This window comes from Stenotrophomonas sp. RG-453 (genome assembly GCF_033843685.1).
Lineage (GTDB): Bacteria > Pseudomonadota > Gammaproteobacteria > Xanthomonadales > Xanthomonadaceae > Stenotrophomonas > Stenotrophomonas bentonitica_A.
This window is the reverse complement of record NZ_JAMYED010000002.1, coordinates 27423-53137: the sequence shown is the minus strand read 5'-3', so window position 1 is coordinate 53137 and position 25715 is coordinate 27423. Positions and strand designations below refer to the sequence as shown.

Annotated in this window: 22 protein-coding genes and 1 pseudogene; 7 read left to right on the top strand and 16 right to left on the bottom strand. The window is 67.2% G+C overall.

Annotated elements, in window-relative coordinates:
• Window positions 1–2: 2 nt before the first annotated feature.
• On the bottom strand, window positions 3–821 hold the full coding sequence (locus NJD74_RS02840; RefSeq protein WP_102789172.1) for a DUF72 domain-containing protein: 819 nt from the start codon (window positions 819–821) through the stop codon (window positions 3–5).
• A complete protein-coding gene (locus NJD74_RS02835) occupies window positions 818–1258 on the bottom strand; it encodes a VOC family protein (protein WP_019184426.1) in 441 nt (146 codons plus the stop codon). Before NJD74_RS02835 ends, NJD74_RS02840 begins: the two co-directional genes overlap by 4 nt.
• 111 nt (window positions 1259–1369) lie before the next feature.
• Here NJD74_RS02835 and NJD74_RS02830 point away from each other — a divergent pair, with 111 nt between their 5' ends.
• Both NJD74_RS02830 and smrA read left to right on the top strand, forming a co-directional pair.
• Entirely contained in the window at window positions 1370–2947 is a 1578-nt protein-coding gene (locus NJD74_RS02830; protein WP_070473307.1) for a serine hydrolase, read from the top strand.
• A gap of 89 nt (window positions 2948–3036) precedes the next feature.
• A complete protein-coding gene (gene smrA / locus NJD74_RS02825; RefSeq protein ID WP_046272060.1) occupies window positions 3037–4869 on the top strand; it encodes a multidrug efflux ABC transporter SmrA in 1833 nt (610 codons plus the stop codon).
• Window positions 4870–4997: 128 nt separating this feature from the next.
• Here smrA and NJD74_RS02820 read toward each other — a convergent pair whose 3' ends face one another.
• Window positions 4998–6806 (bottom strand): DUF885 domain-containing protein, encoded by a 1809-nt coding sequence (locus NJD74_RS02820; RefSeq protein ID WP_319623626.1) that lies wholly within the window; start codon window positions 6804–6806, stop codon window positions 4998–5000.
• 156 nt (window positions 6807–6962) lie between these two features.
• Here NJD74_RS02820 and NJD74_RS02815 point away from each other — a divergent pair, with 156 nt between their 5' ends.
• Window positions 6963–7733: a DUF4349 domain-containing protein gene (locus tag NJD74_RS02815; protein WP_083279873.1), complete on the top strand. Its 771-nt coding sequence runs from the start codon at window positions 6963–6965 to the stop codon at window positions 7731–7733.
• 45 nt (window positions 7734–7778) lie between these two features.
• On the opposite strand, the gene NJD74_RS02810 is transcribed toward NJD74_RS02815, so the two are convergent.
• Both NJD74_RS02810 and NJD74_RS02805 read right to left on the bottom strand, forming a co-directional pair.
• Window positions 7779–8072, bottom strand: coding sequence for a hypothetical protein (locus NJD74_RS02810; protein ID WP_019184421.1), 294 nt, complete (start codon window positions 8070–8072; stop codon window positions 7779–7781).
• Window positions 8073–8159: 87 nt separating this feature from the next.
• Window positions 8160–9110 carry a LysR substrate-binding domain-containing protein gene (locus NJD74_RS02805; protein ID WP_319623625.1) on the bottom strand — a complete coding sequence of 317 codons (951 nt, stop codon included), beginning with the start codon at window positions 9108–9110 and terminating at the stop codon, window positions 8160–8162.
• Window positions 9111–9269: 159 nt separating this feature from the next.
• On the opposite strand from NJD74_RS02805, the pseudogene NJD74_RS02800 reads away from it, so the two are divergent.
• Window positions 9270–10149: pseudogene (locus tag NJD74_RS02800) on the top strand (DMT family transporter).
• A 78-nt stretch (window positions 10150–10227) separates the two neighbouring features.
• Here NJD74_RS02800 and NJD74_RS02795 read toward each other — a convergent pair.
• Window positions 10228–11127, bottom strand: coding sequence for a peptidylprolyl isomerase (locus tag NJD74_RS02795; RefSeq protein ID WP_070473299.1), 900 nt, complete (start codon window positions 11125–11127; stop codon window positions 10228–10230).
• A gap of 150 nt (window positions 11128–11277) precedes the next feature.
• On the opposite strand from NJD74_RS02795, the gene NJD74_RS02790 reads away from it, so the two are divergent.
• Window positions 11278–11643 carry a PadR family transcriptional regulator gene (locus NJD74_RS02790; protein WP_070473296.1) on the top strand — a complete coding sequence of 122 codons (366 nt, stop codon included), beginning with the start codon at window positions 11278–11280 and terminating at the stop codon, window positions 11641–11643.
• Window positions 11640–12620, top strand: a complete 981-nt coding sequence (locus NJD74_RS02785) for a sensor domain-containing protein (RefSeq protein WP_319623624.1) — start codon at window positions 11640–11642, stop codon at window positions 12618–12620. Before NJD74_RS02790 ends, NJD74_RS02785 begins: the two co-directional genes overlap by 4 nt.
• 116 nt (window positions 12621–12736) lie before the next feature.
• Here NJD74_RS02785 and phaZ read toward each other — a convergent pair whose 3' ends face one another.
• Window positions 12737–14092: a polyhydroxyalkanoate depolymerase gene (phaZ, locus tag NJD74_RS02780; protein WP_172838054.1), complete on the bottom strand. Its 1356-nt coding sequence runs from the start codon at window positions 14090–14092 to the stop codon at window positions 12737–12739.
• A 57-nt stretch (window positions 14093–14149) separates the two neighbouring features.
• Window positions 14150–14746: a class I SAM-dependent methyltransferase gene (locus NJD74_RS02775; protein ID WP_046272054.1), complete on the bottom strand. Its 597-nt coding sequence runs from the start codon at window positions 14744–14746 to the stop codon at window positions 14150–14152.
• A gap of 160 nt (window positions 14747–14906) precedes the next feature.
• Here NJD74_RS02775 and NJD74_RS02770 point away from each other — a divergent pair, with 160 nt between their 5' ends.
• Complete coding sequence (locus NJD74_RS02770; RefSeq protein WP_019184413.1) at window positions 14907–15362, top strand: CopD family protein; 456 nt, start codon at window positions 14907–14909, stop codon at window positions 15360–15362.
• Between the two features lie 222 nt (window positions 15363–15584).
• On the opposite strand, the gene NJD74_RS02765 is transcribed toward NJD74_RS02770, so the two are convergent.
• The 8 genes from NJD74_RS02765 to lpxD form a co-directional block, all read right to left on the bottom strand.
• Window positions 15585–16544, bottom strand: coding sequence for an acetyl-CoA carboxylase carboxyltransferase subunit alpha (locus tag NJD74_RS02765; protein ID WP_019184412.1), 960 nt, complete (start codon window positions 16542–16544; stop codon window positions 15585–15587).
• Between the two features lie 113 nt (window positions 16545–16657).
• A complete protein-coding gene (locus tag NJD74_RS02760; RefSeq protein ID WP_319623808.1) occupies window positions 16658–17509 on the bottom strand; it encodes a hypothetical protein in 852 nt (283 codons plus the stop codon).
• Between the two features lie 56 nt (window positions 17510–17565).
• A complete protein-coding gene (gene dnaE, locus NJD74_RS02755; protein WP_319623623.1) occupies window positions 17566–21147 on the bottom strand; it encodes a DNA polymerase III subunit alpha in 3582 nt (1193 codons plus the stop codon).
• A gap of 203 nt (window positions 21148–21350) precedes the next feature.
• Window positions 21351–22013: a ribonuclease HII gene (locus NJD74_RS02750; RefSeq protein ID WP_070473288.1), complete on the bottom strand. Its 663-nt coding sequence runs from the start codon at window positions 22011–22013 to the stop codon at window positions 21351–21353.
• The gene (lpxB, locus tag NJD74_RS02745) at window positions 22010–23290 is read right to left on the bottom strand and encodes a lipid-A-disaccharide synthase (protein ID WP_102789179.1); all 1281 of its coding nucleotides are present in this window, start codon (window positions 23288–23290) and stop codon (window positions 22010–22012) included. Before lpxB ends, NJD74_RS02750 begins: the two co-directional genes overlap by 4 nt.
• Window positions 23287–24078, bottom strand: a complete 792-nt coding sequence (lpxA, locus tag NJD74_RS02740; RefSeq protein ID WP_102789180.1) for an acyl-ACP--UDP-N-acetylglucosamine O-acyltransferase — start codon at window positions 24076–24078, stop codon at window positions 23287–23289. The genes lpxB and lpxA overlap by 4 nt, the downstream gene beginning before the upstream one ends.
• Window positions 24079–24097: 19 nt before the next feature.
• The gene (gene fabZ / locus NJD74_RS02735) at window positions 24098–24553 is read right to left on the bottom strand and encodes a 3-hydroxyacyl-ACP dehydratase FabZ (protein ID WP_019184406.1); all 456 of its coding nucleotides are present in this window, start codon (window positions 24551–24553) and stop codon (window positions 24098–24100) included.
• Window positions 24550–25572 carry a UDP-3-O-(3-hydroxymyristoyl)glucosamine N-acyltransferase gene (gene lpxD, locus NJD74_RS02730; protein ID WP_046272048.1) on the bottom strand — a complete coding sequence of 341 codons (1023 nt, stop codon included), beginning with the start codon at window positions 25570–25572 and terminating at the stop codon, window positions 24550–24552. Before lpxD ends, fabZ begins: the two co-directional genes overlap by 4 nt.
• Window positions 25573–25715: the final 143 nt, after the last annotated feature.

Sequence of the window (25715 nt, the reverse complement as noted above, 5' to 3'; positions counted from 1 at the left end):
GGTCAGCCGCCGCCGAGCTGCCGCAGCTGGTCGCGCAGGGCCATCGCCGCGCCGGGATTGCGCTGCTTGGCGGCGCCAATGAACAGCACATAGACCTCGCGCGGCGACTGCGCGGGCACGTCGGCGGCGAGGTGGGGCAGGTCTGCATTGTCCTCGCCGCGCGCCCAGCGCATCGCACGCAGGCACCACTGCTCCATCGCCCGCGCTGGATAGCCGGCACGCAGGTTGGCGCGTGAGCGCATCAGCCGCGCATAGATGAAGTCCGCGGTCGGGTCGGCGAAGCTGGGGTAATCGTCCGAGCCGCTGAACACCAGCGCGGCGCCGTGCGCCCGGGCAGCAGCCAGCAGGTCCGGTGTCCAGGCAGCCGGGTTGCGAACCTCCAGCGCGTGCTGCAGGCGCTCGCCGCCAACCTTGCGCGGAAGCATGCCCAGGAACGCATCGAACTCGGCCGCGGTCGCCGGATGGTTTTCGCCGAACTGCCAGATCAGCGGCCCCAGCCGGTCCTCCAGCGCGCTGATACCCTCGATGAAGCGCTCGGCACGTTCGCCGACGGTGGTCAGGTCATGGGTCTGGGTGATCGTGCGCGGCGCCTTGGCCGAGAAGCGGAAACCCTCGGGCGTCTGTTCGCGCCACTGTGCATAGATGGCCGGCTTCTGCGCGCGGTAGAAGGTGCTGTTGATTTCAATGCAGCCGAGCTGCTCGCTGGCATAGGCCAGCTCTTCGCGCTGCGGCAGCCCGGCCGGATAGAAGGTGCCACCACGCCATGCCGGGAAGACCCAGCCGCCGATACCGGTGCGGATGATGCCGGGCGGTGCGCTCATGCGCCGCCCGCGTGGCCGGCCCACGGGTCGTAGCTGCCGAACCACCACAGGTAGCCCTCCGGATCGCGGCAGGCATAGCCACGGCCGCCATAGGGCTGGTCGGCGATGTCGATCACGATCCGGGCGCCGGCGGCAACCGCGCGCGCATGATGCGCATCCGGGTCGGCCACGATCACGCAGGCCGTCTGGGTCTGGCGGCCGCCGACCTCATCGGGGTGCACGCTGTAGCGGCCCCATTCGCTGGCGTTGTCGACCGACCCGAGCATGATCATGCCGTGGCCATACACCAGCTGGGCGTGGTGGACGATATCGCCCTCGGCGTACACCGCCTGTTGCTGGAACCCGAACGCGCGCTGCAGCCAGGCAATGGCGGCGTGTGCATCGCGGTAGCGCAGGCAGGGAATGATCGTAGCGGTGGTCTGCGCGGGCGCGGTCATGGCGGGCCTCCTTCTGGCACAGGCGAGCCTGATCCGGCCCGCGTTACCATCGTGCGAAACCGGGGCATCGGCACCTTCGACGCCCCCGCCACACGCAACCGGAGACACTGCTTGAACACATCCTGGATCGGAGGCGCCGTGCTGCTCGCATGCGCACCCTTGGCATCGGCCGCCGTGCCGGCCGAACTGCAGCGGCTGGACGCCACCATCGAACGGGCCCGCGCCGAGTTCGACATCCCCGGCATCGCCGTGGCGGTGGTCAAGGACGGCAAGGTCGTGATGGAACGCGGTTACGGTGTGCGCGAGCTGGGCAAGCCGGCGCCGGTCCAGGCCGACACGCTGTTCGCGATTGCCTCCAACACCAAGGCGTTCACCGCGACCTCGCTGAACCTGCTGGCCGAGCAGGGCAAGCTGAAGATGGACGATCGCGTGATCGATCATCTGCCGGGCTTCCGCATGTCCGATCCGTATGTGACCGGCGAAATGCGGATCCGCGATCTGCTCTCGCATCGCAGTGGCTTGAGCCTGGGCGCGGGCGACCTGCTGTTCTGGCCGACCACCTCCTACAGCAACAAAGAGGTGGTGCAGCGTCTGGGCAAGGTGCCGCTCAAGGCCGGGTTCCGTGATCGCTACGCCTACGACAACATTCTCTACGCGGTCGCCCAGCAGGTGATCGAACAGGTCTCCGGGCAGACCTATGCAGACTTCCTGCAGCAGCACATCTTCACCCCGGTGGGGATGCGCGGCACACGTTACAACGCCGATCATCTGCAGCCCGGCGACAACGCCGCGGTCGGTCATGCCAAGTACGATTTCAGCCAGCTGCGCACCGTCGCACCGCTGACCTGGTCCAACAATGCCGGCGCCGGCGGCATCTATTCCAGCGTGCATGACATGGCGCGCTGGATGAACGTGCAATTGGCCCAGGGCACGCTGGAGAACGGCCAGGCGCTGTTCACCGCCAAGACCCAGCAGGCGATGTGGCAGATGATCACCCCGCAGGTCGTGCCCGAGCCGAGCGTGCCGCAGCTTGCGGCGGCACGGCCGAATTTCGCCGGTTATGGCGAGGGCTGGAGCCTGAGTGATTACCGCGGCCAGAAGCTGGTCTGGCACACCGGCGGCTGGCCCGGCATGGTCTCGCGCGTGACCTTGGTGCCGGAGCACAAGCTCGGCATCGTGGTGCTGACCAACCAGGAAGTGGGTGCCGCCTTCAACGCAATCACCATGGAAGCGCTGGACGCCTACCTGCAGGCGCCGGCCACCGACTGGGTCGCCGCCTATGCGGCCGCCGTGGCCAAGTCGCAGGAGAAGGCGGACGAGGGCTGGGCCAGGCACCAGGCGGCGCGCGATGCGAAATCCACGCCGTCGCTGCCGCTGGCACGCTACGCGGGCGGTTACCGCGACGCGTGGTACGGCGACGTATTCGTTGAACAGCAGGGCGGCAAACTGCGCCTGCGCTTCGGCAGGACCGCGCAGTTGATCGGCACGCTGGAACATTGGCAGCACGACACCTTCCTGGTGCGCTGGGACGACCGTTCGCTCAATGCCGATGCCTTCGTGAATTTCAGCCTGGATCCGGACGGCAAGGTCCGCGAGGTGCGCATGCAGGCGGTGTCGTCGCTGACCGATTTCAGCTTCGATTTCCAGGACCTGCTGCTGACCCCGATCGCGCCGGAGACCAAGGGCTGAACCCCGTCGCCGGCGTGTGATGGAGGTGAGAGTAAAAGGGCAGGCCGCGGTGGGATAATCGCGGCCTGTTTTGTTTTCGGTGCACTGCGATGTTCCGCTGGTTCGAATCGCTGATTCCGGTTTTCCCGCCGATCGATGGGCGCATGCCGCCGCGCAAGGTGGTGCCGTTCTACATCCACTATCTGCGTCCGGTGTGGCCGGTGCTGCTGGCCACGTTGATCGCCGGGCTGCTGCTGGCGCTGGTGGAAGTGGCGATGTTCGATTTCCTGGGCCGCATCGTCGACATGGTCGCCGAGCAGCCCGGCAGCGACTTCTTCGCCCGGCATGCCAACACGTTGATGTGGATGGCCGGCATCACCCTGATTGCGCGGCCGCTGCTGGTCTCGCTGCACAGCCTGCTGGTCAACCAGGCGATCGTGCCGGGGTTGAGCAACCGCTCGCGCTGGCTGATGCACAACTACGTGGTGCGGCAGAGCCTGAGCTTCTTCCAGAACGATTTCGCCGGCAGCATGGCCAACCGGGTCATGCAGACCGGTACCTCGCTGCGCGAATCGGCCGTGCAGATGGTCGATTCGCTCTGGTACATCATCGTCTACACCGGCACCGCGCTGTACCTGTTCGCGCAGGCCGACTGGCGGCTGATGATTCCGCTGGGGCTGTGGATGGCCGGCTATGCGGTAATCATGTGGTACTTCGTGCCGCGGGCCAAAGAGCGCGCGTGGATCGCCTCGGAGGCGCGCTCCAAGGCGATGGGCCGCATCGTGGATGGCTACACCAACGTGCCCACGCTGAAGCTGTTCGCCCATGGCGGCCGCGAGCAGGCCTACGTGGCCGAGGCGATCGACGAACTGGCGGTCAAGCACCGCGGCCAGACCCGGGTCACCACCGGGCTGGAAGTCACCATCGCCATCGTCAACGGCTTCCTCATCGTGGGCACCTGCGGCCTGGCGCTGTGGCTGTGGAACGGCGGGCACATCACGGTCGGTGCGATCACCCTGGCCACCGGCCTGGTGATCCGCATCCACAACATGTCCGGCTGGATCATGTGGACGATCAACGGCATCTTCGAGGATATCGGCACGGTGCAGGACGGCATCACCACCATCTCCCAGCCGCTCACCGTGCAGGACCGCGCCGATGCCGTGCCGCTGGTGGTCAGCCAGGGCGCCGTGCATTTCGATCACATCCATTTCCACTACGGCAAAAGCGGTGGCGTGATCGCCGGGTTGGACCTGCAGGTGAAGCCCGGTGAAAAGATCGGTCTGGTCGGCCCCTCCGGTGCCGGCAAGTCGACCCTGGTCAACGTGCTGCTGCGGCTGTACGACCTGGAGAGCGGGCAGATCCGCATCGACGGCCAGGACATCGCCGGTGTCACCCAGGAAAGCCTGCGCCGCCAGATCGGCGTGGTCACCCAGGACACCTCGCTGCTGCACCGCTCGATCCGCGACAACCTGCTTTACGGCCGCCCGGACGCGACCGAGGAACAGCTGCATGCCGCGGTGGCCAAGGCACGGGCGTCGGCCTTCATCGACACCCTGCGTGATGGCGAAGGACGGCAGGGTTACGACGCGCACGTCGGCGAACGCGGGGTGAAGCTGTCCGGTGGCCAGCGCCAGCGCATCGCGATCGCGCGGGTGCTGCTCAAGGACGCCCCGATCCTGGTCCTGGACGAGGCGACCTCGGCGCTGGATTCGGAAGTGGAAGCGGCGATCCAGGACAACCTGGACGAACTGATGACCGGCAAGACGGTGATCGCGATCGCGCACCGCCTGTCCACCATCGCGCGCATGGACCGGCTGGTGGTGATGGATCAGGGCCGCATCGTGGAGACCGGCACGCACGCCGAACTGATCGCGGCCGGCGGCTTGTATGCCCGTCTGTGGGCGCGGCAGACCGGTGGATTCGTGGCCGCCGACGCGTAACCCTCGATTCACCCACGTCGCACTCGCCCCACGTGCCCGTTACCTGCATCCACGGGCGCTGTGCAGATAAAGAAACGGCCCGGGTCACCCCGGGCCGTTTGCCTGTCTGACGAGGAACCAGGCAGTACTTACTCGATCGGCTGGTCCAGCATCAGCTGGCGCGCGAAACGCACCGGCGGCGCGCCGTAGGACAGCATCTGGTCGTGGTAGGCCTTCAGGTTGAACTTGGCCCCCTGCTTGTCCTGCACGGCCTTGCGCGTGTCGAAGTGCTCCTGCGCACCGACGAAGTAGGTGGGCAGCTGCGCGGAGGTCAGCTGCGCACGCACCCACTTGCCCGAGGCTTCGCTTTCCTGCTGGAAGGCGTCGTGGGTCATCAGGTGCATCGCCTGCTCGCGCGTCCAGTTGTCCACGTGCACGCCCTGGTCCAGGATCGCGTTGGAGATGGTGCGCAGGTAGAACTTCAGCTGCACCAGGTGGAACAGCGGATCGTTGTCCAGGTAACCCTGCTCCTGCATCATCCGCTCGGTGTAGACCGCCCAGCCTTCGGCGAACAGGCCCGAACGCAGCACCGCGCGCAGCGTGGAGGGGAACTTGCCCGAGTGCCAGCCTTCCAGGTAGTGGCCCGGCGTGCCTTCGTGGATGCTCAGCAGGTGGATCATGCGGCTGTTGTATTCGCGCAGGAACGAATCGACCTGCTTGTCGGTCCAGTCGTCGGGAATCGGCGAGACCGCGTAGAAGGTCTTCAGGTTCTTGTCGAGCGGGCCCGGCGAATCGCAGTAGGCCACGGCCACGCCGCGCTGGAATTCCGGCATCAGGATGATGTCCACCGGTGAATCCGGCAGCGTCATCAGGTCATGCCTGCGCACGAATTCGGTGGACTGTTCCAGCGCGGCCTTGGCGTCTTCAACGACCTTGTCGCGGGCCGGTTTGTCGGCATAGGCCAGCTCCAGCGCGGCTTCGATCGCCGCCTGCTGCTGCTCGTCACTCGGGTTGGCCGGCAGCGCCGGGGCGCCCGGCTTGTCCTTGAGCACGGTCTGCGCGATGCCGTACATGTCCTGGCGCACGCGCTTGAGTTCGGCACGCGCGCGCTCGCCGATCTCGGCACGCGACAGCGAGGAGTTCAGCGCGAACTTGAGCTTCTGGTCATACAGGTCCGCGCCGATGCGGAAGTCGCCCTTGGCATTCGGCACCAGGGTCTTGTCCAGCCAGGTCTGCTGCTCCTCGACGGCCTTCTTCAGGCCCTCGATCGCGGCCTGCAGGCGCTTCTGGTCCTCGGCGGGGAGTTCGCCGATGTGCGGGGTGATGAAGGTATCGACGATGCTCAGGATGCCGCGGTTCTGCTTGGCCACGGTTTCGGCATGGATCTTCGGCACGCGGGCCGGGTCCAGGTTCTCACGGGCCTGGGCGAAGATCTGCGGCAGCTTCTCCATGCGCGCGGTGGCCGACTTCAGGCGCTCGGGCAGCGGCGCGAACTCACGCGCCATCAGGCCGTACAGCGCGCTGCCGGCCATGCCGTTGTACATCTGCGGGTCCCACTTCGGCGACTGCAGCACTTCGGCGGTCCACACTTCGGACTGCAGCTGGTTGCGCAGGATCGCCGCGTCCACCTGGTTCTCGCGCGAGAGCTTGCTCACGTCGATCTTGTCCAGGTCGGCTAGCAGGGCCTTGTACGCGGTCAGCACCTTCTGCTGGCCGGCGGCGCTCAGGTCATCGATCTCGCTGTCATAGCGGTGGTCGCCGATCTGCGTGGCGCTGATCGGGGACAGCTGCATCCAGGTGTCCAGGGCGCGCTTGGACAGATCGGCAAAGGCCGTATCGACCGCGGCATCGCCGGCGGGGGCAGCCGTTTCGGTGCCGGTGGCGGGCGCAGGGGAGTCGGCCTGCTGGCAGCCACCAAGGGCGGCGATCAGGGCGAGGGCAAGCAGATGCTGGCGCATCGGTGTTCCTGTACTGGGGACAATCCCCGAGCATAGGGCCGATGGCCCCCGTTGTCCCCGTGCCATTGGATTACCATGCGCCGTGAAGATCATCGCATTGACTGGAGCTGCACTGTGACTGGATGGACACGACGGGCCCGCGCCGGGCTGGCAGGGATGCTGTTGTTGGGCCTGGTGGCCTGTGGCCGCGGCGGACAGGATTACGCGGCCGATGCGGCCGCCGGAGCGGTTGCCTCGCCGGAGGGTGCGTTCCTGGCCTATGAACATGACCTCCGCATCCAGCTCGATGCCAAGCGCATCAGCGAGCGGGTCAAGGCCGTGTCCGAGGCGTGCCAGAGCAACCGGTTCGGCGACTGCGCCGTGCTGCAGGTGGGCGAAGAGGGCGGTGAGACCCGCTCCGGCTCGATCCGCGTGCGCATCGCGCCCAAGGGTGTCGAGCCGATCATCGCCCTGGCCGGTGAAGGCGGCGATGTGGCCTCGCGCAATACCCATGCCGAAGATCTTGCCCAGCAGGTGGCCGATACCGCGCTGACCCAGGCGCGGCTGCAGAAGGAGCATGCCCAGTTGCAGGCGTACCAGCAGCGCAGCGACATGAAGGTTGCCGATCTGTTGGCGGTCTCACAGCGCATGGCCGAGATTGAAGCGGGGCTGGAACAGGCCAACAAGGACGCCGCGCAGCAGCGTCGCCGGATCGATACCCAGCTGGTCACGATGCGTTTCGAAGGCCCGGCCGGGCAGCGCAGCCGCAGCGAGATCGGCAAGGCGGTCAGTGAGTTCGGCTCCATCGTCACCACCAGCATCGCGTTCGTGATCCGCGCGGTTGCCGCGCTGCTGCCGGTTGGTGTGGTGGCCTGGGCAGTCGGTGCCGTGGTCGTGGCGCTGTGGCGCCGCCGCAAGCGACGCAAGGCTGCGGCGGCCGCACGCTGAGCCTGCCTGTCGTGGCGCGCGTGACAGCGCGCCACGACGGTCGAGTTAGCCTTCGTCCTGCTCGTATTCCACGAAGACGTCCAGCTCCAGCGCCAGTTCCTGCACGGCGTCGCGCACGCGCTGGGCGCCGAGCGCATTGCCGACTTCCACTTCCAGTTCGTGGGTGCCCGGGCCGATGTCATCGGACAGGCCGGCCGAGCTGGAATCGTCGTCGTCCATGTGCGGCATCAGGTCGTCGGTTTCTTCGACGTGTTCGATCCCCTCGATGCTCTGCAGCAGGTCGGTGATGGCACGCGCATCGTCTTCGGTGCCGGTGATTCGCAGTCGCAACAGGGCCATGGGGTGAGCCTCGGGGAAAGGGACTCCAGCCTAGCCAGCGGTCGGAAAAGGTCGGGTGAGGATGCGCGCTGGGCCGTGGTGTCCGGTTCAGTCGCGCGTCGGGTCGGCGGGTGGCAGGCCCAGCAGTTCGTCAGGCAGGGCCGGCAGCGGGGTGCGCTCATCCAGCGCTTCGCGCTTGAGCCAATCCATGAAGGCCTGCGCGGTCGGGCTGAGCGGACGGTGCTCGGCGTGCACCACGTAGTAAGCGTAGCGTGCCTTGAGCGCAGGGCCAGGCAGGCGCACCAGTTCGTAACGCTGCAGATAGGGTTGTGCGATGTGCTTGCGCGCCAGCACCGCGCCGATGCCGTACACCGCTGCGCGCATCGCATCGGTGCTGTCGCTGAAGGTGTGCAGCGAGGGCAGGTCCAGGCCGCGGACACCGGCAGCGCGGAACCAGTCGCGCCAGCCCTGCGGGGACATGTCGCTGAGCAGGGGCAGCGCGGCGATCTGCGCGGCGTCGCGCAGCGCCGAAACCCCCGCCAATGCCGGCGAGGCGACCGGGCAGAGTTCGTCGTCCATCAGGTGGTGCGCGGTCATTCCCGGCCACTGGCCCAGGCCGTAACGGATGCCCAGCTCCGGGCCGCTCTCGTCGAAGCGCACCAGCTCCGTGCTGGTCTGCAGCTCGATGCGCATGCGTGGATGCTGTCGGGTGAAGCGCGGCAACCGCGGGATCAGCCAGCAGTACGACAGCGAGCGGATGGTGGTGACCCGCAGCGGCACGATGTCCGCCTGCGGGTGGAGGTTGCCGGCCACGGCATTGAGATCGCTCAGCGCGGCGGCCGCCGCATCGGCCAATTGGCGTCCCTCGGCGGTCAGCCGCACGCCGCGCGCGTGGCGCTGGAACAGGACCGTGCCCAGCAGCTCTTCCAGCCGGCGCACATGGTGGCTGACCGCGCTGGCGGTCAGGTGCAGCTCCTGGGCGGCACGGGCGAAATTCTGATGGCGCGCAGCCACCGCGAACACCCCCAGCGCGGGCAGCAGGGCAGGGCGAAGGATCATGGTCGAGACCCAAATCATATTTGTGGCTTGCACGGATACTACGCGCTTGTGGGCGCGCGACGGCAGGCGGATGCTGTCGCCCTTCCTCTCCGGATCCACGCGCATGTTGCCGTCCTTTACCGCTACTCCAGCATGTAAGCGTCCTTGCGGAGACCCGGCGTGAGCGGGGCGCCGCTGGCGGCGGGCAGCGTGGATCGTGATTGGCGCACGCCGCTGGAGTTGACCGTGCTCGGCGCGATCTGGGGCTGCTCGTTCCTGTTCATGCGCGTGGCCGTGCCCGCCTTCGGGCCCTATGCGCTGGTGGAGGTACGGCTGCTGCTTGGTGCCTTGGTGCTGCTGCCGTTCCTGTGGCAGGCGCGGGCGCAGTTCCCGGCGCGGCGCTGGTTGTGGTTGGCGCCCATCGGGGTGATCAACTCGGCCATTCCGTTCGTGCTGTTCGCCTGGGCCGCACAACGCGCCCCGGCCGCGATCGGCGCGATCTGCAATGCCATGACCGTGTTGTTTGCCGCGCTGATTGCCTTCCTGTTCTTCGGCGAAAAGATCGGCATGCGCCGCGCGATCGCCCTGCTGGTCGGCTTTGCCGGCGTGGTCGTGCTGGCCACGGTCAAGGTTGCCGGGCTGAGCATCGGCGCAGCGGTGGTCGCCGGTGCGCTGGCCGCGTTGCTGTACGGGCTGGGCGTCAACCTGGTGAAGCGCCACATGACCCGGCCTGCCGCCGGCCGCCTCTGCCGGTGCCACGCTGGGCTGCGCGGCGATCCTGCTGCTGCCGATGGCGCTGACCCACTGGCCGGCCGCACCGATCCCGATGCTGTCCTGGGCCTGCGCGATCGCGCTGGGCGTGGTCTGCACCGGCCTGGCGTTCCTGATGTTCTACCGCCTGATCGCCCGCATCGGCCCGGCCCGCGCTTCGACCGTGACCTACCTGGTGCCGATGTTCGGCGCCCTGTTCGCCTGGCTGTTCCTGGGCGAACCGGTGACCGGCGCGATGATCATCGCGGGCGTGTTGATTCTTGGGAGCGTGGCGGTGTCGCAGCGATAGGCCGTCGTGGCCGCGTGCAGCGACCCATGGGTGGCTCTATCGGGGCATCCGGACGCTGACGCGTCGGTTATCTCATCCTCAGCGCACCGGTACCGGGATGTTGCACAGGTCGATGTGGTCGGCCGGGCGCTTGTAGAAATCGTCGACGCGGTTGCGGCGCGCTTCGGTCGCCTCGGCGAAGGTCCTGGAGTCGGTGCGCAGCACCTGCAGTCTGGGTCGCTGCGCAGCCGGGACATCGCTGGCGCGCTGGACCGACTGGATCGCGGTGCGCTGCGCCGGGTCGGTGTAGAAGCCCATCGGTGCCGGTCCACGCGGCAGCGCGCTGAGCAGCTCCATGCCCTGCAGCACGCGGCCGACCAGGGTGATGTTGCGGTCCAGCTGGCGCGGTGACTGCCCGGTCACGACGTACAGCTCGGCACCGATGCTGCTGTCTTCCTCGTTGTTGCGACCAGCGCCCAGCGCGCCATAGCAATGCGCCAGCCAGGTCTTGCCGTCCTTGCGGTCCTGTCCCACCGGGAAACCATCGACAAAGCCGGTCTGGTCGGCCCAGCCGTCACGGTCGGGCAGGACGCTGACCGTGAGCCCCTTGCTGTCGCGCTGGAACTCGGCCGGGAGCTTGCGTTTGGCGCTGCCGAGCGGCTTTGCCTTGGCGGCATCATCGGCGTCGGCATCGCCGAACTGCACCACGAAGTTGTCCTGCGCGCGGTAGATGCTTTCGCCATCCCAGAAGTGCTCGTGGGCCAGCGTCTGGATGTTGGCCACGTGTTGCGGCGCGAAGGCCGGGGCCAGCTCGATGATGACCCGGCCGGTGGGCAGGTTCATGTACAGCAGGTTGGCCGGGTCCGGTGTGCGCCAGTCGCTGTCCGGCGAGGCGTCCAGAATCTGCTGCGGGCTGCGGTAGGGCGTGGCGGCGCTGGCCACGGGGGGCAGCAGGCAGGCCAGGGCGAGGGCAAGCAGGGCAGGACGACGTGGCGACATGGCAGACCCGTTCAGGAAGGTGTTCCCCGATTGTGCGCGAAGCACGTCGGCCACCGCCACCCGGCCCTGCCCAACCGGCACGGTGACTAACGACACATCCGCTATAGCGAACTTCGGACTAGTGTGGACTCCACGCTAGCGGAGACCGCCATGAGCGACCACGAGGTCCATCTCAAGAAGTTCCAGAAAGAGCTCAGCTCCGGCACGGTCTCCCTGGCCTTGCTGGCGGTGCTGGCCAGGGCGGGCGAGCCGCTGTACGGCTACCTGATCGCCAAGGAGCTGGAGCGGGTCGGCGAGGGCGTGTTGAGCGGCAAGCAGAGCGCGCTGTACCCGGTGCTGCGCAACCTGGAAGGGGCCGGGTTGCTGGAAAGCCATGTTGAACCGTCGGTGGCCGGTCCGCCGCGTCGCTATTACCGCATCAATGACACGGGGCGCGAAGTGCTCCGGCACTGGACCGCCGCGTGGCGTGCCACCCGTGATTCCGTCGATTCCGTCCTGGAAGGGGTAACCGAATGAACATCGAATCCGTGGCCGGTCGGGCCTTGCCGACCACCATTCCCGCGTATCTGGCGCAGCTGCGTGCGGCACTGCACGACGCCGATCCGGCCATGGTGCAGGACGCGCTCTACGACGCCGAGGAATACCTGCGCTCGGAGTTGGCCGCGCAGCCGGGCCGCAGCGAGGCCGAGGTGATCGCCGATGTCGCCGGCAGCTACGGGGCGCCGGAAGAGGTTGCCGAGATCTACCGCGAAACCGAGATCACGGTGAACCGCGCGCTGCGCACGCCGAGCGCCGGCGCGGCACCGCTGCGCCAGGCCGCGCCCAGCGGCCCCGGCATGGGCGCCGTGCCGCCCCCGCATGCCCCGCCCAGGCCGCGCTCTGCGCTGGCCAGCTTCTTCGGTGTCGCACTGGAGGCGCGCACCTACGGCGCGCTGTTCTACATGCTGCTGTCGCTGGCCACCGGCACGTTTTTCTTCACCTGGGTGGTGACCGGGCTGTCGCTGTCGCTGGGCCTGATGGTGCTGATCATCGGCATCCCGGTGGCGGTGTTGTTCTTCGGCTCGGTGCGCGGGCTGTCACTGCTGGAAGGGCGCCTGGTGGAAGCGCTGCTGGGCGAGCGCATGCCGCGCCGGCCGACGTACTCCGACCGCAGCCGCACTTGGCTGCAGCGTATCGGCGACATGTTCACCGACGGGCGGACCTGGCTGACCCTGCTGTACTTCGTGCTGATGCTGCCGCTGGGCATCGTCTACTTCACGATCGCCACCACGCTGCTGTCGACCTCGATCGGCTTCATCTGGGCGCCGGTGGCGGCGCTGTTCTCCAGCGACTACGTGGGCATCCACATCGACGGCATCCAGATGCTGTCGGCCTGGGTCACGCCCCTGCTGGCCGTGATCGGCGTGCTGCTGCTGTTCGCCACGCTGCACCTGGCCCGCGGCATCGGCCGCCTGCACGGAATGATGGCCAAGCATCTGCTGGTGCGGTTGTAAACGGGACACGAGGATGGCGAGGGTGACGACCAACGGTCGTCACCTACCGGCGCTGCAGAACCCGAGGATCCGGTAGTGCCGGCCAGCGGCCGGCACTACCGCATATCGCGCTGGCGTCAGCCGGCTTTACGCCGCAGCGGCGTCACGTTGCTCGCGATCTTCGCGGCCTTCTTCGGCTTGCTGGCCACGGTCTGCGCATGGGCGGCGAAGAAATCACGCACCTTCGGGTAGACGGTTTCGCGCCAGCGGCGGCCGCTGAAAATGCCGTAATGGCCGGCGCCTTCCACGATGAAATGCTCGCGGTGCGCAGCCGGAATGCCGGTGCACAGTTCCTGCGCCGCTTCGGTCTGGCCAAGGCCGGCGATATCGTCCAGCTCGCCTTCGATGCTCAGCAGCGCGGTGCCGGTGATCGCGCTGGGATCCACCCGTTCCCCCTGCACGTACCACTCGCCGCGCGGCAGCAGGAACTCCTGGAAGACCACGCGGATGGTATCGAGGTAGTACTTGGCCGGCATGTCGAGCACAGCGTTGTACTCGTCGTAGAAACGCCGGTGCGCGTCGGCATCTTCCATGTCGCCCTTGACCAGGTCGGCATAGAAATCCCAGTGCGAACTGAAATGGCGGCTCGGGTTCATCGAGAGGAAACCGGCATGCTGCAGGAAGCCGGGATACACGCGGCGGCCTGCACCCGGGAAGGTGGCCGGCACGGTGTGGATGACGTTGTTTTCGAACCACGACATCGGGTTCTGCGTGGCCAGGTTGTTGACCGCGGTCGGGCTGCAGCGCGCATCGATCGGGCCGCCCATCATCACCAGCGAACGCGGCGTGGCTTCACCACGGCTGGCCATCAGCGAGACGGCGGCGAGCACCGGCACGGTCGGCTGGCAGACGCTGACCACGTGCAGTTTTTCCGCGCCGAGGTGGCGGATGAATTCCTGCACATAGGCGATGTAATCCTCCAGCCCGAACTCGCCTTCGCTGCCGGGCACCATGCGCGCATCGACCCAGTCGGTCACATACACGCGGTGGTCGCGCAACAGGGTGCGCACGGTATCGCGCAACAGCGTGGCGTGGTGGCCGGACAGCGGCGCCACCACCAGCACGAACGGCTGGTTGAGCATGGTGTGCAGCTGGTCGGCTTCATTGCTGTGGCGCTTGAAGCGCAGCAGCTTGCAGAACGGCTTGCTGACCTCTTCGTGGACGACGATCGGGACGCGCTCGCCCTCGACGTCGATCTCGTTGATGCCCCATTCGGGCTTCTCGTAATCCTTGCCAATGCGGTGGAACAGCTCGTTCACAGCGGCCAGGCGATCCGCGCCGGGCATCTGCGACCACCAATGACCTTGATTGGCGAAGAACTTCGCGTTGGCCTGGGCCTGGTGCACCCACGGGGCGAGCAGGTTGCGGGTCAACTCATGCAGCTGATATAGCATGACGTCCGATATGTATGGTCTTATGTTGCCGCGCAGCATAGCGCACCCGTCGCGCGGGCGCGTTAATGCGGGGGCTGTCTCAATTGTTATAGAGACTCAAGGCGCGCCGCGTTCCAGTGCCGCCGCCTGTCCGGACAGTGCGGGCGACAACCAGCAATGCGAGCCCAACGCGGTGAATCCGACCCGCTTGAGCTGGCTGCGGTACCAGCGCGCCGGACGGGCTTGGAAGCCTTCATGGTCGCCATCGAAGTCATCCTCGGCGGTGAACGCCTCCAGGAACGCGACGCCGGCGGTGAGTTCGGCGAAGCCTTCCAAGGCCGGGCGCAGTTCGCGGCTGGGCACGTAGTGCATCACATCCGAACAGATCAGCAGATCGACCGGCGCGCACGGACGCAGCCAGGCGAAATCGCCGACCCTGGCCGGGTGCAGGTTGCGGCTGCGGCCGTAGCGATGCACCGCGTAATCGCTGCTGTCGAACCCAAGGTACTGCACGCGCGGACGCAGCTTGAGCAGCGGCGCACGCCAGGCGCCTTCGCCGCAGCCGATATCCAGCACGCTGCGGATCGGGCGTTCCAGGTAGTACTCGGCACTGGCCACGGCGAGTGCCACCTTACGCGCCAGGCGCGCGGCGCCACCGGTCTGGTCGGGCTGGTACCAGCGCTGGAAGTAGGCGGCGTCGTAGGTTTTGTCCATGGGGATCTGCAGGTGGGCGAAAGCGGCGCCTATCGTACGGTGTGGCGCGCGCGGATGCGCAGCCGGGGTGCGGCGAAGGGTCGCGTCGGCCACCCGTGGGGCGGCGCAACCGGGCATGCGAGAATGGCGGCCAACCTACGCCAGCCGCGGGAGCAAGCGCATGCAGTCCTATTACTGGGTCAAGACCTTCCACCTGCTGTTCGTGGTGGCATGGATGGCGGCGGTGTTCTATCTGCCCCGGATCCTGGTCAACCTCAGCGAGACCGCCGGCCAGCTGCCGGTGACCGAGCGGCTGCAGCTGATGGGCCTGCGCCTGTACAGGTTCGGGCACATGATGTTCGGCCTTGCGCTGATCCTGGGCGTGGTGCTGTGGCTGGGCTATCGCGTGATTCCGGACTTCCCGACCATGGTCGCCCCCGGTGCGGCAGGCTGGCTGCATGCCAAGCTCGGCCTGGTGGTGCTGCTGCTGGTGTACTACTCGTGGACCGGCCGGCTGTTGAAAGGCGCGGTGAAGGGCAGGGTGCTGCCGTCCTCGCGCGCGCTGCGCTGGTTCAACGAACTGCCGCTGGTGCTGTTCATCGGCGTGGTGTGGCTGGTGATCGCCAAGCCGTTCTAAGCGATCCGCAGCGGTGGTGCCGGCCGCAGGCCAACTACCTCGGACCCGCGTGCGAAACCGGGTAGTGCCGGCCGCTGGCCGGCTCACCGGGATGCCGGGGATGCCGGATAACGGAGGAGCCGGCCAGCGGCCGGCACGACCGCCGAGCCAGCCCGCCGGCGTGCAGCACAAAAAAAGCCGGGCGCTCGCGCGTCCGGCTTTTTCGTTTCCGCCGCAGCCCGGTCAGGCTACTTCGTAGGTCCCGTAGCTGCGCAGGCGCTCGTAACGCTTCTGCAGCAGCTCATCGACCGGCAGCTTCTCCAGCACGTCCAGCTCGTTGAGCAGCACGGCCTTCAGGCGTTTGGCCATCTGGTTCGGGTTGCGGTGGGCGCCGCCGGTGGGCTCACGCACAACCTTGTCCACCAGGCCCAGGCTCTTCAGGCGCGGGGCGGTCAGGCCGAGCTGTTCGGCGGCATCCTTGGCCTTGGCCGGGTCCTTCCACAGGATCGAGGCGCAGCCTTCCGGGCTGATGGTCGAGTAGACGCTGTATTCCAGCATCACGGTGCGGTCGCCCACGCCCAGCGCCAGTGCGCCACCTGAGCCGCCTTCACCGATCACGGTGCAGACCACCGGCACCTTCAGTTCGGCCATTTCCATCAGGTTGCGTGCGATCGCTTCGGACTGGCCGCGCGATTCGGCGTCGATGCCCGGCCAGGCACCGGCGGTGTCGATCAGGGTCAGCACCGGCAGGCCGAAGCGTTCGGCCATCTTCATCAGGCGCAGCGCCTTGCGGTAGCCCTCCGGCTTGGGCATGCCGAAGTTGCGCTTGATCTTTTCCTTGGTGTCGCGGCCCTTCTGATGGCCGATCAGCATCACCGAGCGGCCACCGATACGGGCCAGGCCGCCGATGATCGCCTTGTCGTCGGCGAAGGCGCGGTCGCCGGCCAGTTCCTGGAACTCATCGCAGATGATGCGGATGTAGTCCTCGGTGTACGGGCGGGACGGATGCCGGGCCAGCTGCAGGACCTGCCAGGAGGTCAGGTTGCGGAAGATCTGCGCGGTGCGCACCCGCAGCTTGTCCTGCAGGGCATTGACCTCGGCCTCGACATTGACCGCAGGTCCGGCGCTGGCGCTGCGCAGTTCCTGGATCTTCGCCTCCAGATCAGCGATGGGTTGCTCGAAGTCGAGGTAGTTCGGATTCATCGGAAACCGTCGTGAAGAAAAGAGGGAAAGTGTAGCCGAATGCGCCGAAAAGCCCCGTACGCCGTCGTCTGGAAACCGACGGTAGCGCAGCGGGGCCAGGGGCGCCAGTCAGGTCAGGGCACGACCAGCGCCGCACTGCCCATCAGCCTGCTGCGGGTCTGCACGAAGGTGTTGTAGCCCTCGTTGGCCTCCTTGGGCAGGCCCGAGCCCAGCGTGGCGGTCGCGGCGGTGAAGGCCATCTGCGCCTGGAAGGCCTCCTGCTGGAGCTGCAGCTGCGCATCGGCGGTGGTGGCATGCAGGTAGCGGGTGTACAGCTCGCGCAGCGGGCCGGCATGGGCCTCGAAGGCCGGGTCCAGCGCGGGCAGGGCGGTCGGAGCGGCTTCCAGCGTGTAGGTGGGCGCGACATAGCCCTTGGGCTGGTGGCGTACATAGACGCCGGGGTCGCCCAGGTTGTCTTCGACATAGTCGATGAAGGCCGGGGCCGTGAAGATCTTGGCGTTGATCCGGCCGCCGCTGGCGTCCACGTGCATCACGGTCTGCTCTTCGGGGAACGGCTCGTGGACGCCGAAGGTCCACGTCTTGTCGATGAACAGCGCGTGGGTACTCTGGTACGGCCCCTCGAAGTTGACGCCGCCCAGCTCGATCTGGTTGTTGAGGTCGCCGAAGTTCTTCAGCTTGTCTTCGCCGGTGACGTAGATCTCGTTGGCGATCACGTACTCGGCCAGGGTCGGGTTGATCAGGCCACCCTTGCCCTTGGCGTAGACGATGAAGCGCACGTCGCCGAGGCGTTCGGTCTGCAGATGATGTTCACCGGGCTTGAGCTTGACCGGGCGCGAGGCGTGCGCGGCGATCGGCAGTTCGTTGCCATCGATGCGCAGGGTCAGCGGGGTATCGCCCGGGTTGTCGATCTCGAACGTCTGGGCGGGGCTGGAACAGCCGGTGAGGGCAGCGGCTGCGATCAGCAGCCCGGTAAAACGCTTGATCAAAACAAAACACCTGTGTTGCAACAGAAAAAAAAGAATCAGTTCGCCCAGGGCGGGCTGTAGCGCACTTTCACCGTGCGCACCGCAGGGTCGGCGCGCAGCGCATCGACCAGCTGGCTGTCCACGCGCACGGCGATCTCACCGGCCACATCGAGCATGCCGGCCACCGGGCCCTGCGCCGAGCCGAGCAGCAGGTCCAGGCGCAGCGGCGTGCGGCCCGGGCGATGGCGGTCGAGCAGGGCGTTGATGCGGTTCCACACGGCGCCGTCCTGGCGCAGGTCCAGCCGCAGCGACAGGCGCGTGGCGTAGTTGGCGCAGATGTCTTCGTAATCCCAGACCTGGCGGATGCGCAGCGCGTAGCCACCGTTGAACTCGTCTTCGCGCAGGCCACCCTTGACCACCAGGATGCGGTCCTTGGTCATCAGGTGGCCGAACTCGGCCAGGCCATCGGTGAAGGCGCTGCACTCCACGCGGCCCTTGCCGTCTTCGAGCTGCATGAAGATCTGGCTCTCGCCCTTGCGGCGCACCCCGACCACCAGGCCGGCGAGGATCACCGGGGTTTCCTGGCGCCAGGCACGCTTCTCGCCATCCTTGCTCGGGCGTGCCGGCGGGATCAGCTTCTCGAGCATGCCCAGGTCGGTGCCGACCAGATCCTTGACGTCATCGGCGTAGGGATCGAACGGGTGGCCGCTGAGGTAGAAACCCAGCGTTTCGCGTTCGCCTTCCAGCAGTTGGCCCAGCGCCCACTCTTTGGCTTCGGGCAGTTCCAGCTGCATCGCGGTGGTGACCGGATCGGGCGCACCGAACAGCGAGTTCTGGCCGGAGGCCTTCTCGCGTGCCATCTGGTCGGTGGCCTTGAGCACTTCGGGCAGCTGCAGCATCAGCGAGGCGCGGTTCTTGCCGAGCCCGTCCATCGCGCCGCAGTTGATCATCGCTTCGAGCGTGCGGCGGTTGAGCTTGCCGGACTCGGCGCGCATGCAGAAATCCAGCAGCGATGCATAGCGGCCGCCACGCTGGCGCTCCTCCACGATCGCTTCGCAGGCGCCCTGGCCGACGCCCTTGATCGCGCCCAGGCCGTACACGATGGTGTCGGCGCTGGAGGCTTCGAACATGTAGGCCGATTCGTTCACGCGCGGCGGCAGCACGGTCAGGCCGAGGTTGCGCACTTCGGCGAGGAAGCCGACCACCTTGTCGGTGTTGTCCATGTCCGAGGACAGCGTCGCGGCCATGAACTCGGCCGGGTAATGGCGCTTGAGCCAGGCGGTCTGGTAGCTGACCAGCGCGTAGGCGGCGGCGTGCGACTTGTTGAAGCCGTAGCCGGCGAACTTCTCCATCAGGTCGAAGATGGCGTCGGCCTTGGCCTCGCTCACCCCGTCCTTGGCCGCGCCCTCGCGGAAGATCTCGCGGTGCTTGGCCATTTCGGCCGGCACTTTCTTGCCCATCGCGCGGCGCAGCAGGTCGGCGCCGCCGAGCGAGTAACCGCCCACGATCTGCGCCATCTGCATCACCTGCTCCTGGTACACCATGATGCCGTAGGTGTCTTTCAGGATCGCTTCGGTGCGCGGATCGGGGTAGATGATTTCTTCCTGCCCGTGCTTACGCGCGTTGAAGGAGGGAATCAGGTCCATCGGGCCGGGGCGATACAGCGACACCAGCGCGATGAGGTCTTCGAAGCGGTCGGGGCGCGCGTCCTTGAGCAGGCGGCGCATGCCCGAGGATTCGAACTGGAACACCGCGCCGGTGTTGCCGTTGGCGAAGATGTCCTTGTAGGTGGGCACGTCATCCAGCGGCAGCGCGGTGATGTCCACCGGCGGGATGCCGGCGCGTTCATGGCGCTTGTTGATCGCCTTGACCGCCCAGTCGATGATCGTCAGCGTGCGCAGGCCGAGGAAGTCGAACTTCACCAGGCCGATTTCTTCGACGTCGTTCTTGTCGAACTGGGTAACCGGGTTGCGGCCGCGGCCGCCTTCGTCGTGTTCGGCGAACAGCGGGCAGAATTCGGCCAGCGGCTCGGGCGCGATCACCACGCCACCGGCGTGCTTGCCGGCGTTGCGGGTGAGGTCTTCGAGCTGGCGGGCCAGATCGATCAGGTCGCGGACGTCGTCTTCGTTCTGGTAGCGCTGGATCAGCTCCGGCGAGGCCATTTCCGAATCCTTGCCTTCACCCATCGCATCCTTGAGCGAAATGCCCAGGATGTTCGGGATCAGCTTGGAAACGCCGTCGACCAGGCCGTACGGGAAGCCGAGCACGCGGCCGGAATCGCGCACCACGGCCTTGGCCGCCATGGTGCCGTAGGTGATGATCTGGCTGACCCGGTCACGCCCGTATTTACGCGCGACGTAGTCGATGACCTCGTCGCGGCGGTCCATGCAGAAGTCGATGTCGAAGTCGGGCATCGACACGCGTTCGGGATTGAGGAAGCGCTCGAACAGCAGGTTGTACGGGATCGGATCCAGATCGGTGATCTGCAGCGCCCAGGCGACCAGCGAGCCGGCACCGGAACCGCGGCCGGGGCCGATCGGAATGCCCTGGTTCTTTCCCCACTGGATGAAGTCGGCCACGATCAGGAAGTAGCCGGGGAAGCCCATCTTGATGATGGTGGCCAGTTCGAACTCGAGGCGCTCGAAATAATCGGCGCGGGTCTTGCCCGGCGCCAGCGGATTCTTTTCGAGGCGCGCTTCCAGGCCCTTGCGCGATTCGCTGCAGATCCAGCTGTCGAGGGTTTCGTCCTCGGGCACCGGGTAGTTGGGCAGGAAGTAGGTGCCCAGGCGCATTTCGATGTTGCAGCGCTCGGCCAGCGCGAGCGTGTTGTCGATCGCGTCGGGGATGTCGGCAAACAGCGCGCACATGTCCTCGGCGGACTTCAGGTACTGCTGGTCGCTGTAGTCGCGCGGGCGCTTGGGGTCGTCCAGCACGCGGCCGGAGGAGATGCACACGCGGGCTTCGTGGGCGTTGAAGTCTTCCGGCTGCAGGAAGCGCACATCGTTGCTGGCGATCACCGGCAGGCCGCGCTGGCCGGCGGCCTGCAGGGCGAACTGGTTGAAGGCTTCTTCGCCGTCGCGGCCGGTACGGGTCAGCTCCAGGTGCAGGCCATCACCGAACACGCGCTGCCAGTCGGCCAGTTGCTGCTCGGCCAGGTCATGGCGGCCATCGCCGGCCAGGCGGCCGGCAAGGCTGTCGCGGCCGGCCAGTGCAAACAGGTTGTGGCAGCCGGCTTTGAGCCACTCCGGGTGCACAGCGACGCCGCCTTCGGGGCGGTGGCCTTCCATCCAGGCGCGGGTGAGCAGCCTGGAGAGGCTGAGGTAGCCTTCGCGGTCGCGGCAGAGCAGGGTCATGCGCCAGGGCGTCATGCCTTCTTCGGCGATCATGATGTCCGCGCCGGCGATGGGCTTGATGCCCACGGTTTCGGCGGCTTTGTAGAACTTGACCAGCGCGAACAGGTTGTTGAGATCCGTCACTGCCAGTGCAGGCAGCTTCAGTTCGACCGCGCGGCTGAGCAGGTTGGCCTGCTTGGCTTTTTTCGGGTCAGCCTGATCCGGCTTCGCCGGGACACGGATGGTCGAATCCGCCAGCGAAAATTCGGTGTGGACGTGGAGATGTACGAAACGGGAAGTGGACATGCCGAACCAATGTGATGCCCGGTCAGGGTAGCGGTGGTGGTGGACGCTAACAAGGCTTGACAGGGGTGTTGCGGGGGCGCGCGCGGGCGCTGGGGTTCAGGTTTGCCGGGGCATCCGACGCCACCGCTGGCCGATGCGCGGTGGCGGGCAACCCCCGTATGTCCAGCGCTGTGGTGCCGGGTGCCGTCCGGCCATGGCAGCGCTCAGGCGGGGAGGCTGCTCAGCGCAGGTTCCAGGCACGCGCGCACGGGGGCGAAGCTGCGCCGGTGCTGGGGGCAGGGGCCGTGGCTGCGCAGGGCGGCGAGGTGGGCCGGGGTGCCGTAGCCCTTGTGCTGGTCGAAGCCGTACTCGGGATGGGCGTCGTGCAGGCGCTGCATGAAGCGGTCGCGGCTGACTTTGGCCAGGATCGAGGCGGCCATGATGGCGCGGTCCAGGGCATCGCCGCCGATCAACGCCTGGGCCGGGCAGGGCAGGCCCTTGGGGACCACGTTGCCGTCGATGCGGGCGAACTGGGCGACGTGGGCGACGCCTTCGACGGCCCGGCGCATGCCGAGCATCGTGGCCTGGTAGATGTTGAGCGTGTCGATTTCGCCGACGTCCACCATCACCACGTGCCAGGCCAGGGCGCGGTCCAAGATCTTGTCGTAGAGCTGGTCGCGGCGGGCAGCGGTGAGCTGCTTGGAGTCGTCCAGGCCGTTCAGGCGCGGTCGGTCGGGGCAGAATACGACGGCGGCGACGGCGACCGGGCCGGCCAGGGGGCCGCGGCCGGCTTCATCCACGCCGGCCACGTAGCGCGGGGCTACGGTGGCCAGGGCGGCGCCGTCGAACAGGGCCAGCGAGGCGGCAGCGGCGTGGCGACGGCTCATGCGGCGCGACCGCCGTTGGGACCGCGTTCGAGCAGGTCGGTCACCGCGTCGGCGGCGCGTGCGGAGGCATCGCGGCGCAGTTGCAGGTGCAGGCGTTCGTAGGTGTCGTGCAGGTCGATCACGCGCTGGGGGTGGTCGAACCACTGCAGGATCGCGGCGGCCAGTTTGTCCGGCGTGCAGTCGTGCTGCATCAGTTCCGGGGCAAGGTCCTTGCCGGCCAGGATGTTGGGCAGGGCGAAGCGGTCGACCTTGAGCAGGCCCAGCGCTTTGACGATGCGGTAGGTGAGTTCGGCCACGCGGTAGCCGACCACCATCGGGCGCTTGACCAGCATCGTCTCCAGGGTGGCGGTACCGGACGCGAGCACGACCACGTCGGCGGCGATCATCGCGGTACGCGCGTTGCCGTCGAGCAGGTGCGAATGGGCGACCGGCAGGGCCGAGGCGGAGAGCTGTTCGCTGATCAGCTGGCGGCAGGCGGCGTTGGCCGCCGGCACCACCACGTGCAGGCCGGGAATGCGTTCGGAGACCTGCCAGGCGGCTTCGAAGAACGGCTCGCCGAGCTTGCCGATCTCGCCCAGGCGGCTGCCCGGCAGGACCGCCAGCACCTTGGCATTGGAGGGCAGGCCGAGCTCGGCACGCGCCTGTTCGCGATCATTGTGCAGCGGGATGTCATCGGCCATCGGGTGGCCCACGAAGCGGGCGTCGATGCCGTGCTTGGCGTAGATCGGTGGTTCCATCGGGAACAGGCACAGCACCAGGTCGGCGCTGGCCCCGATCTTCTCGGCCCGCTTCTCACGCCAGGCCCAGACGGAAGGGCTGACGTAATGGACGGTGCGGATGCCGCGGTCCTTCAGCCAGCGCTCGACGCCGAGGTTGAAGTCCGGTGCGTCGATGCCGATGAACACGTCCGGCTGCCACTCCAGCGCACGCGCGCGGAACTCGCGGCGCAGTTTGAGCAGACGCGGCAGGTGGCGCAGGATTTCGGTCAGCCCCATCACCGCCAGTTCGCTGGCATCGAACCAGGTCTGGCAGCCGGCGCTGCGCATGGCATCGCCGCCGATGCCGGCGAATTCGGCATTCGGGAAGCGCAGGCGCAGTTCGCGGATCAGGCCGGCACCGAGCAGATCGCCGGAGGCTTCGCCGGCCACCAGTGCGATGCGCACCGGCCGGTCGGAGGTGCGCAGCGCCAGCGTCTGTTCGACGCTGGTCGCCATCGCAGCGAGCGGAATGATCTCGGCGGTCGTCATGCCCGGGGTGTGCCCGCCTGGACCCGTCATCGCAGCAAGGGCCTCTCGGCGCTTTCGATGAAGTCCAGCAGGTCCTTCACGTCGGCGCTCTGGCTGGCCTGCTCGGCCAGCTGCACCTTGGCTTCGGCCAGCGGCAGGCCGGCCACGTACAGGGTGCGGTAAGCGCGTTTGATGCTGGCGATGCGCTCGGCATCGAAGCCGCGACGCTTGAGGCCTTCGCTGTTGATGCCGCGCGGGCGGCCCAGGCTGTCGCTGCCGACCATGGTGAACGGTGGAACGTCGCCATTGGTCAACGCGCCCATGCCGAGGAAGGCGTGGGCACCGATGCGGCAGAACTGGTGGGCACCGGCGAAGCCGCTGATGATCACGTAGTCGCCCACGGTGACGTGGCCGGCCAGCGTGGTGTTGTTGGAGAACACGCAGTGGTTGCCGACGTGGCAGTCATGCGCCACGTGGGTGTAGGCCAGCATCCAGTTGTCGTTGCCGACCGTGGTGATGCCGCCACCACCGGCGGTGCCGCGGTTGATGGTGACGAATTCGCGGATGACGTTGTCATCACCGATCACCAGCTCCGTGCGTTCGGCCTTGTACTTCTTGTCCTGCGGCTCGCCACCGATCGCGGCGTGGCCGATGAAACGGTTGTTGCGACCGATCCGGGTCGGGCCATGGATCGAGCAATGCGGACCGATCTCGGTACCGGCACCGATCTCCACGTCCGCGCCGATCAGGCAGAACGCACCCACGCGCACATCCGCAGCCAGCGACGCCGACGGGTCGATGACCGCGGTGGGGTGGATGAGAGGGGTGTTGTCACTCATTGCAGATCTCCTGCCTGGATCATTCGCGGGTGCCGGCGCACAGCACTTCGGCGCAGGCGACGATTTCGCCATCGACCTTGGCCACGCAGTCGTACACCGCCATGTTGCGGATCACGCGTTTGATCTCCACGTGCATTTCCAGCACGTCGCCGGGCACGACCTGCTTGCTGAAGCGCGCCTTGTCGACCTTGACCATGTAGAACAGCTTGGACTGCGCATCGCGGCCCAGGGTGAGCTGGGTCAGTACGCCACCGGCCTGCGCCATGGCTTCGATGATCAGCACGCCGGGCATGATCGGCTGACCCGGGAAGTGGCCCTGGAAGAACGGCTCGTTGATGCTGACGTTCTTGGTGGCAACGATCTTCCGGTTCTCGAAATCGAGCGAGATCACCTTGTCCACCAGCAGGAACGGATAGCGGTGCGGGATCAACTGCTGGATCTGGTTGATGTCCGGCAGATTCTGGTTGTTGCTCATTCCTTCTCCTTGCTCACAGACAGGATGCGCCGGGCGAGCGCATCGAGCTGCTTGAAGCGCGCGGCATTCTTGCGCCACGTGCGGTTGTCGGTCAGTGGGGTGCCGGAGGAGTACTCGCCCGGCTCATGAATGGAGTTGCGCACCACCGATTTGCCGGTGATGACGACCTTGTCGCAGATTTCGAGGTGACCGACGACGCCGACGGCGCCGCCCAGCAGGCAGTAACGGCCGATCTTGGCGCTGCCGGCGATGCCGGTGCAGCCGGCGATGGCCGAGTGGGCGCCGATCTGGACGTTGTGGGCGATCTGCACGAGGTTGTCCAGGCGCACGTCGTTTTCCAGCACGGTGTCTTCCAGCGCGCCGCGATCCACGCAGGTGTTGGCGCCGATTTCGCAGTCGTCGCCGATGCGTACGCCACCCAGCTGGGGCACCTTGATCCAGTGGCCGGCATCCATGGCCAGGCCGAAGCCGTCGGCACCGAGCACGGCGCCGGGATGGATGCGCACGCGCTTGCCGAGCTTCACGCGGGTGACCAGGGTCACGCGGGCGATCAGCTCGCAGCCGGTCTCCAGGGTGCAGTCTTCGCCGATCACGCTGCCGGGGCCGACGATGCAGTTCTCACCGACCACGCTGCGGGCACCGATGGTGACGAACGGGCCGATGTGGGCGCTGGCGGCGACCTGGGCGTCCGGATCGATGCAGGCGCTGGGATGGATGCCCGGCGCGCGCGGCGGTGCGATGTCGAACAGCGCGGCGATCTTGGCGAAGGTGGTGTACGGGTCCTTGGCGACCAGGGCGGCGCCGGGCGCGGCCTCGGCATCCTCGGCACGCAGCACGACGATGGCGGCCTGGCTGTCGGCCAGCTGCGCGCGGTAGCGCGGGTTGGCCAGGAAGGTGAGCTGGCCGGGGCCGGCATGGGCGAGCGTAGCCACGCCATGGATGGCGGTGCTGCCATCACCATGGACCTGCAGGCCAAACTGCTCGGCGAGTTGCTGGGCGGTATAGGTAGGAGTGTTCACCGGGGGAGTTTACCGTGTGATGCCGAAACGGTCATGCGGGGCGGGGGTTCCGGGGTGTGGTGGGCGGTTTGTTGCGGCCCGGCGCATCCGGGGCGATCGCGCGGCTCCGTGGCGGACAGCCCCCACGGACCCCGATGGTTCAA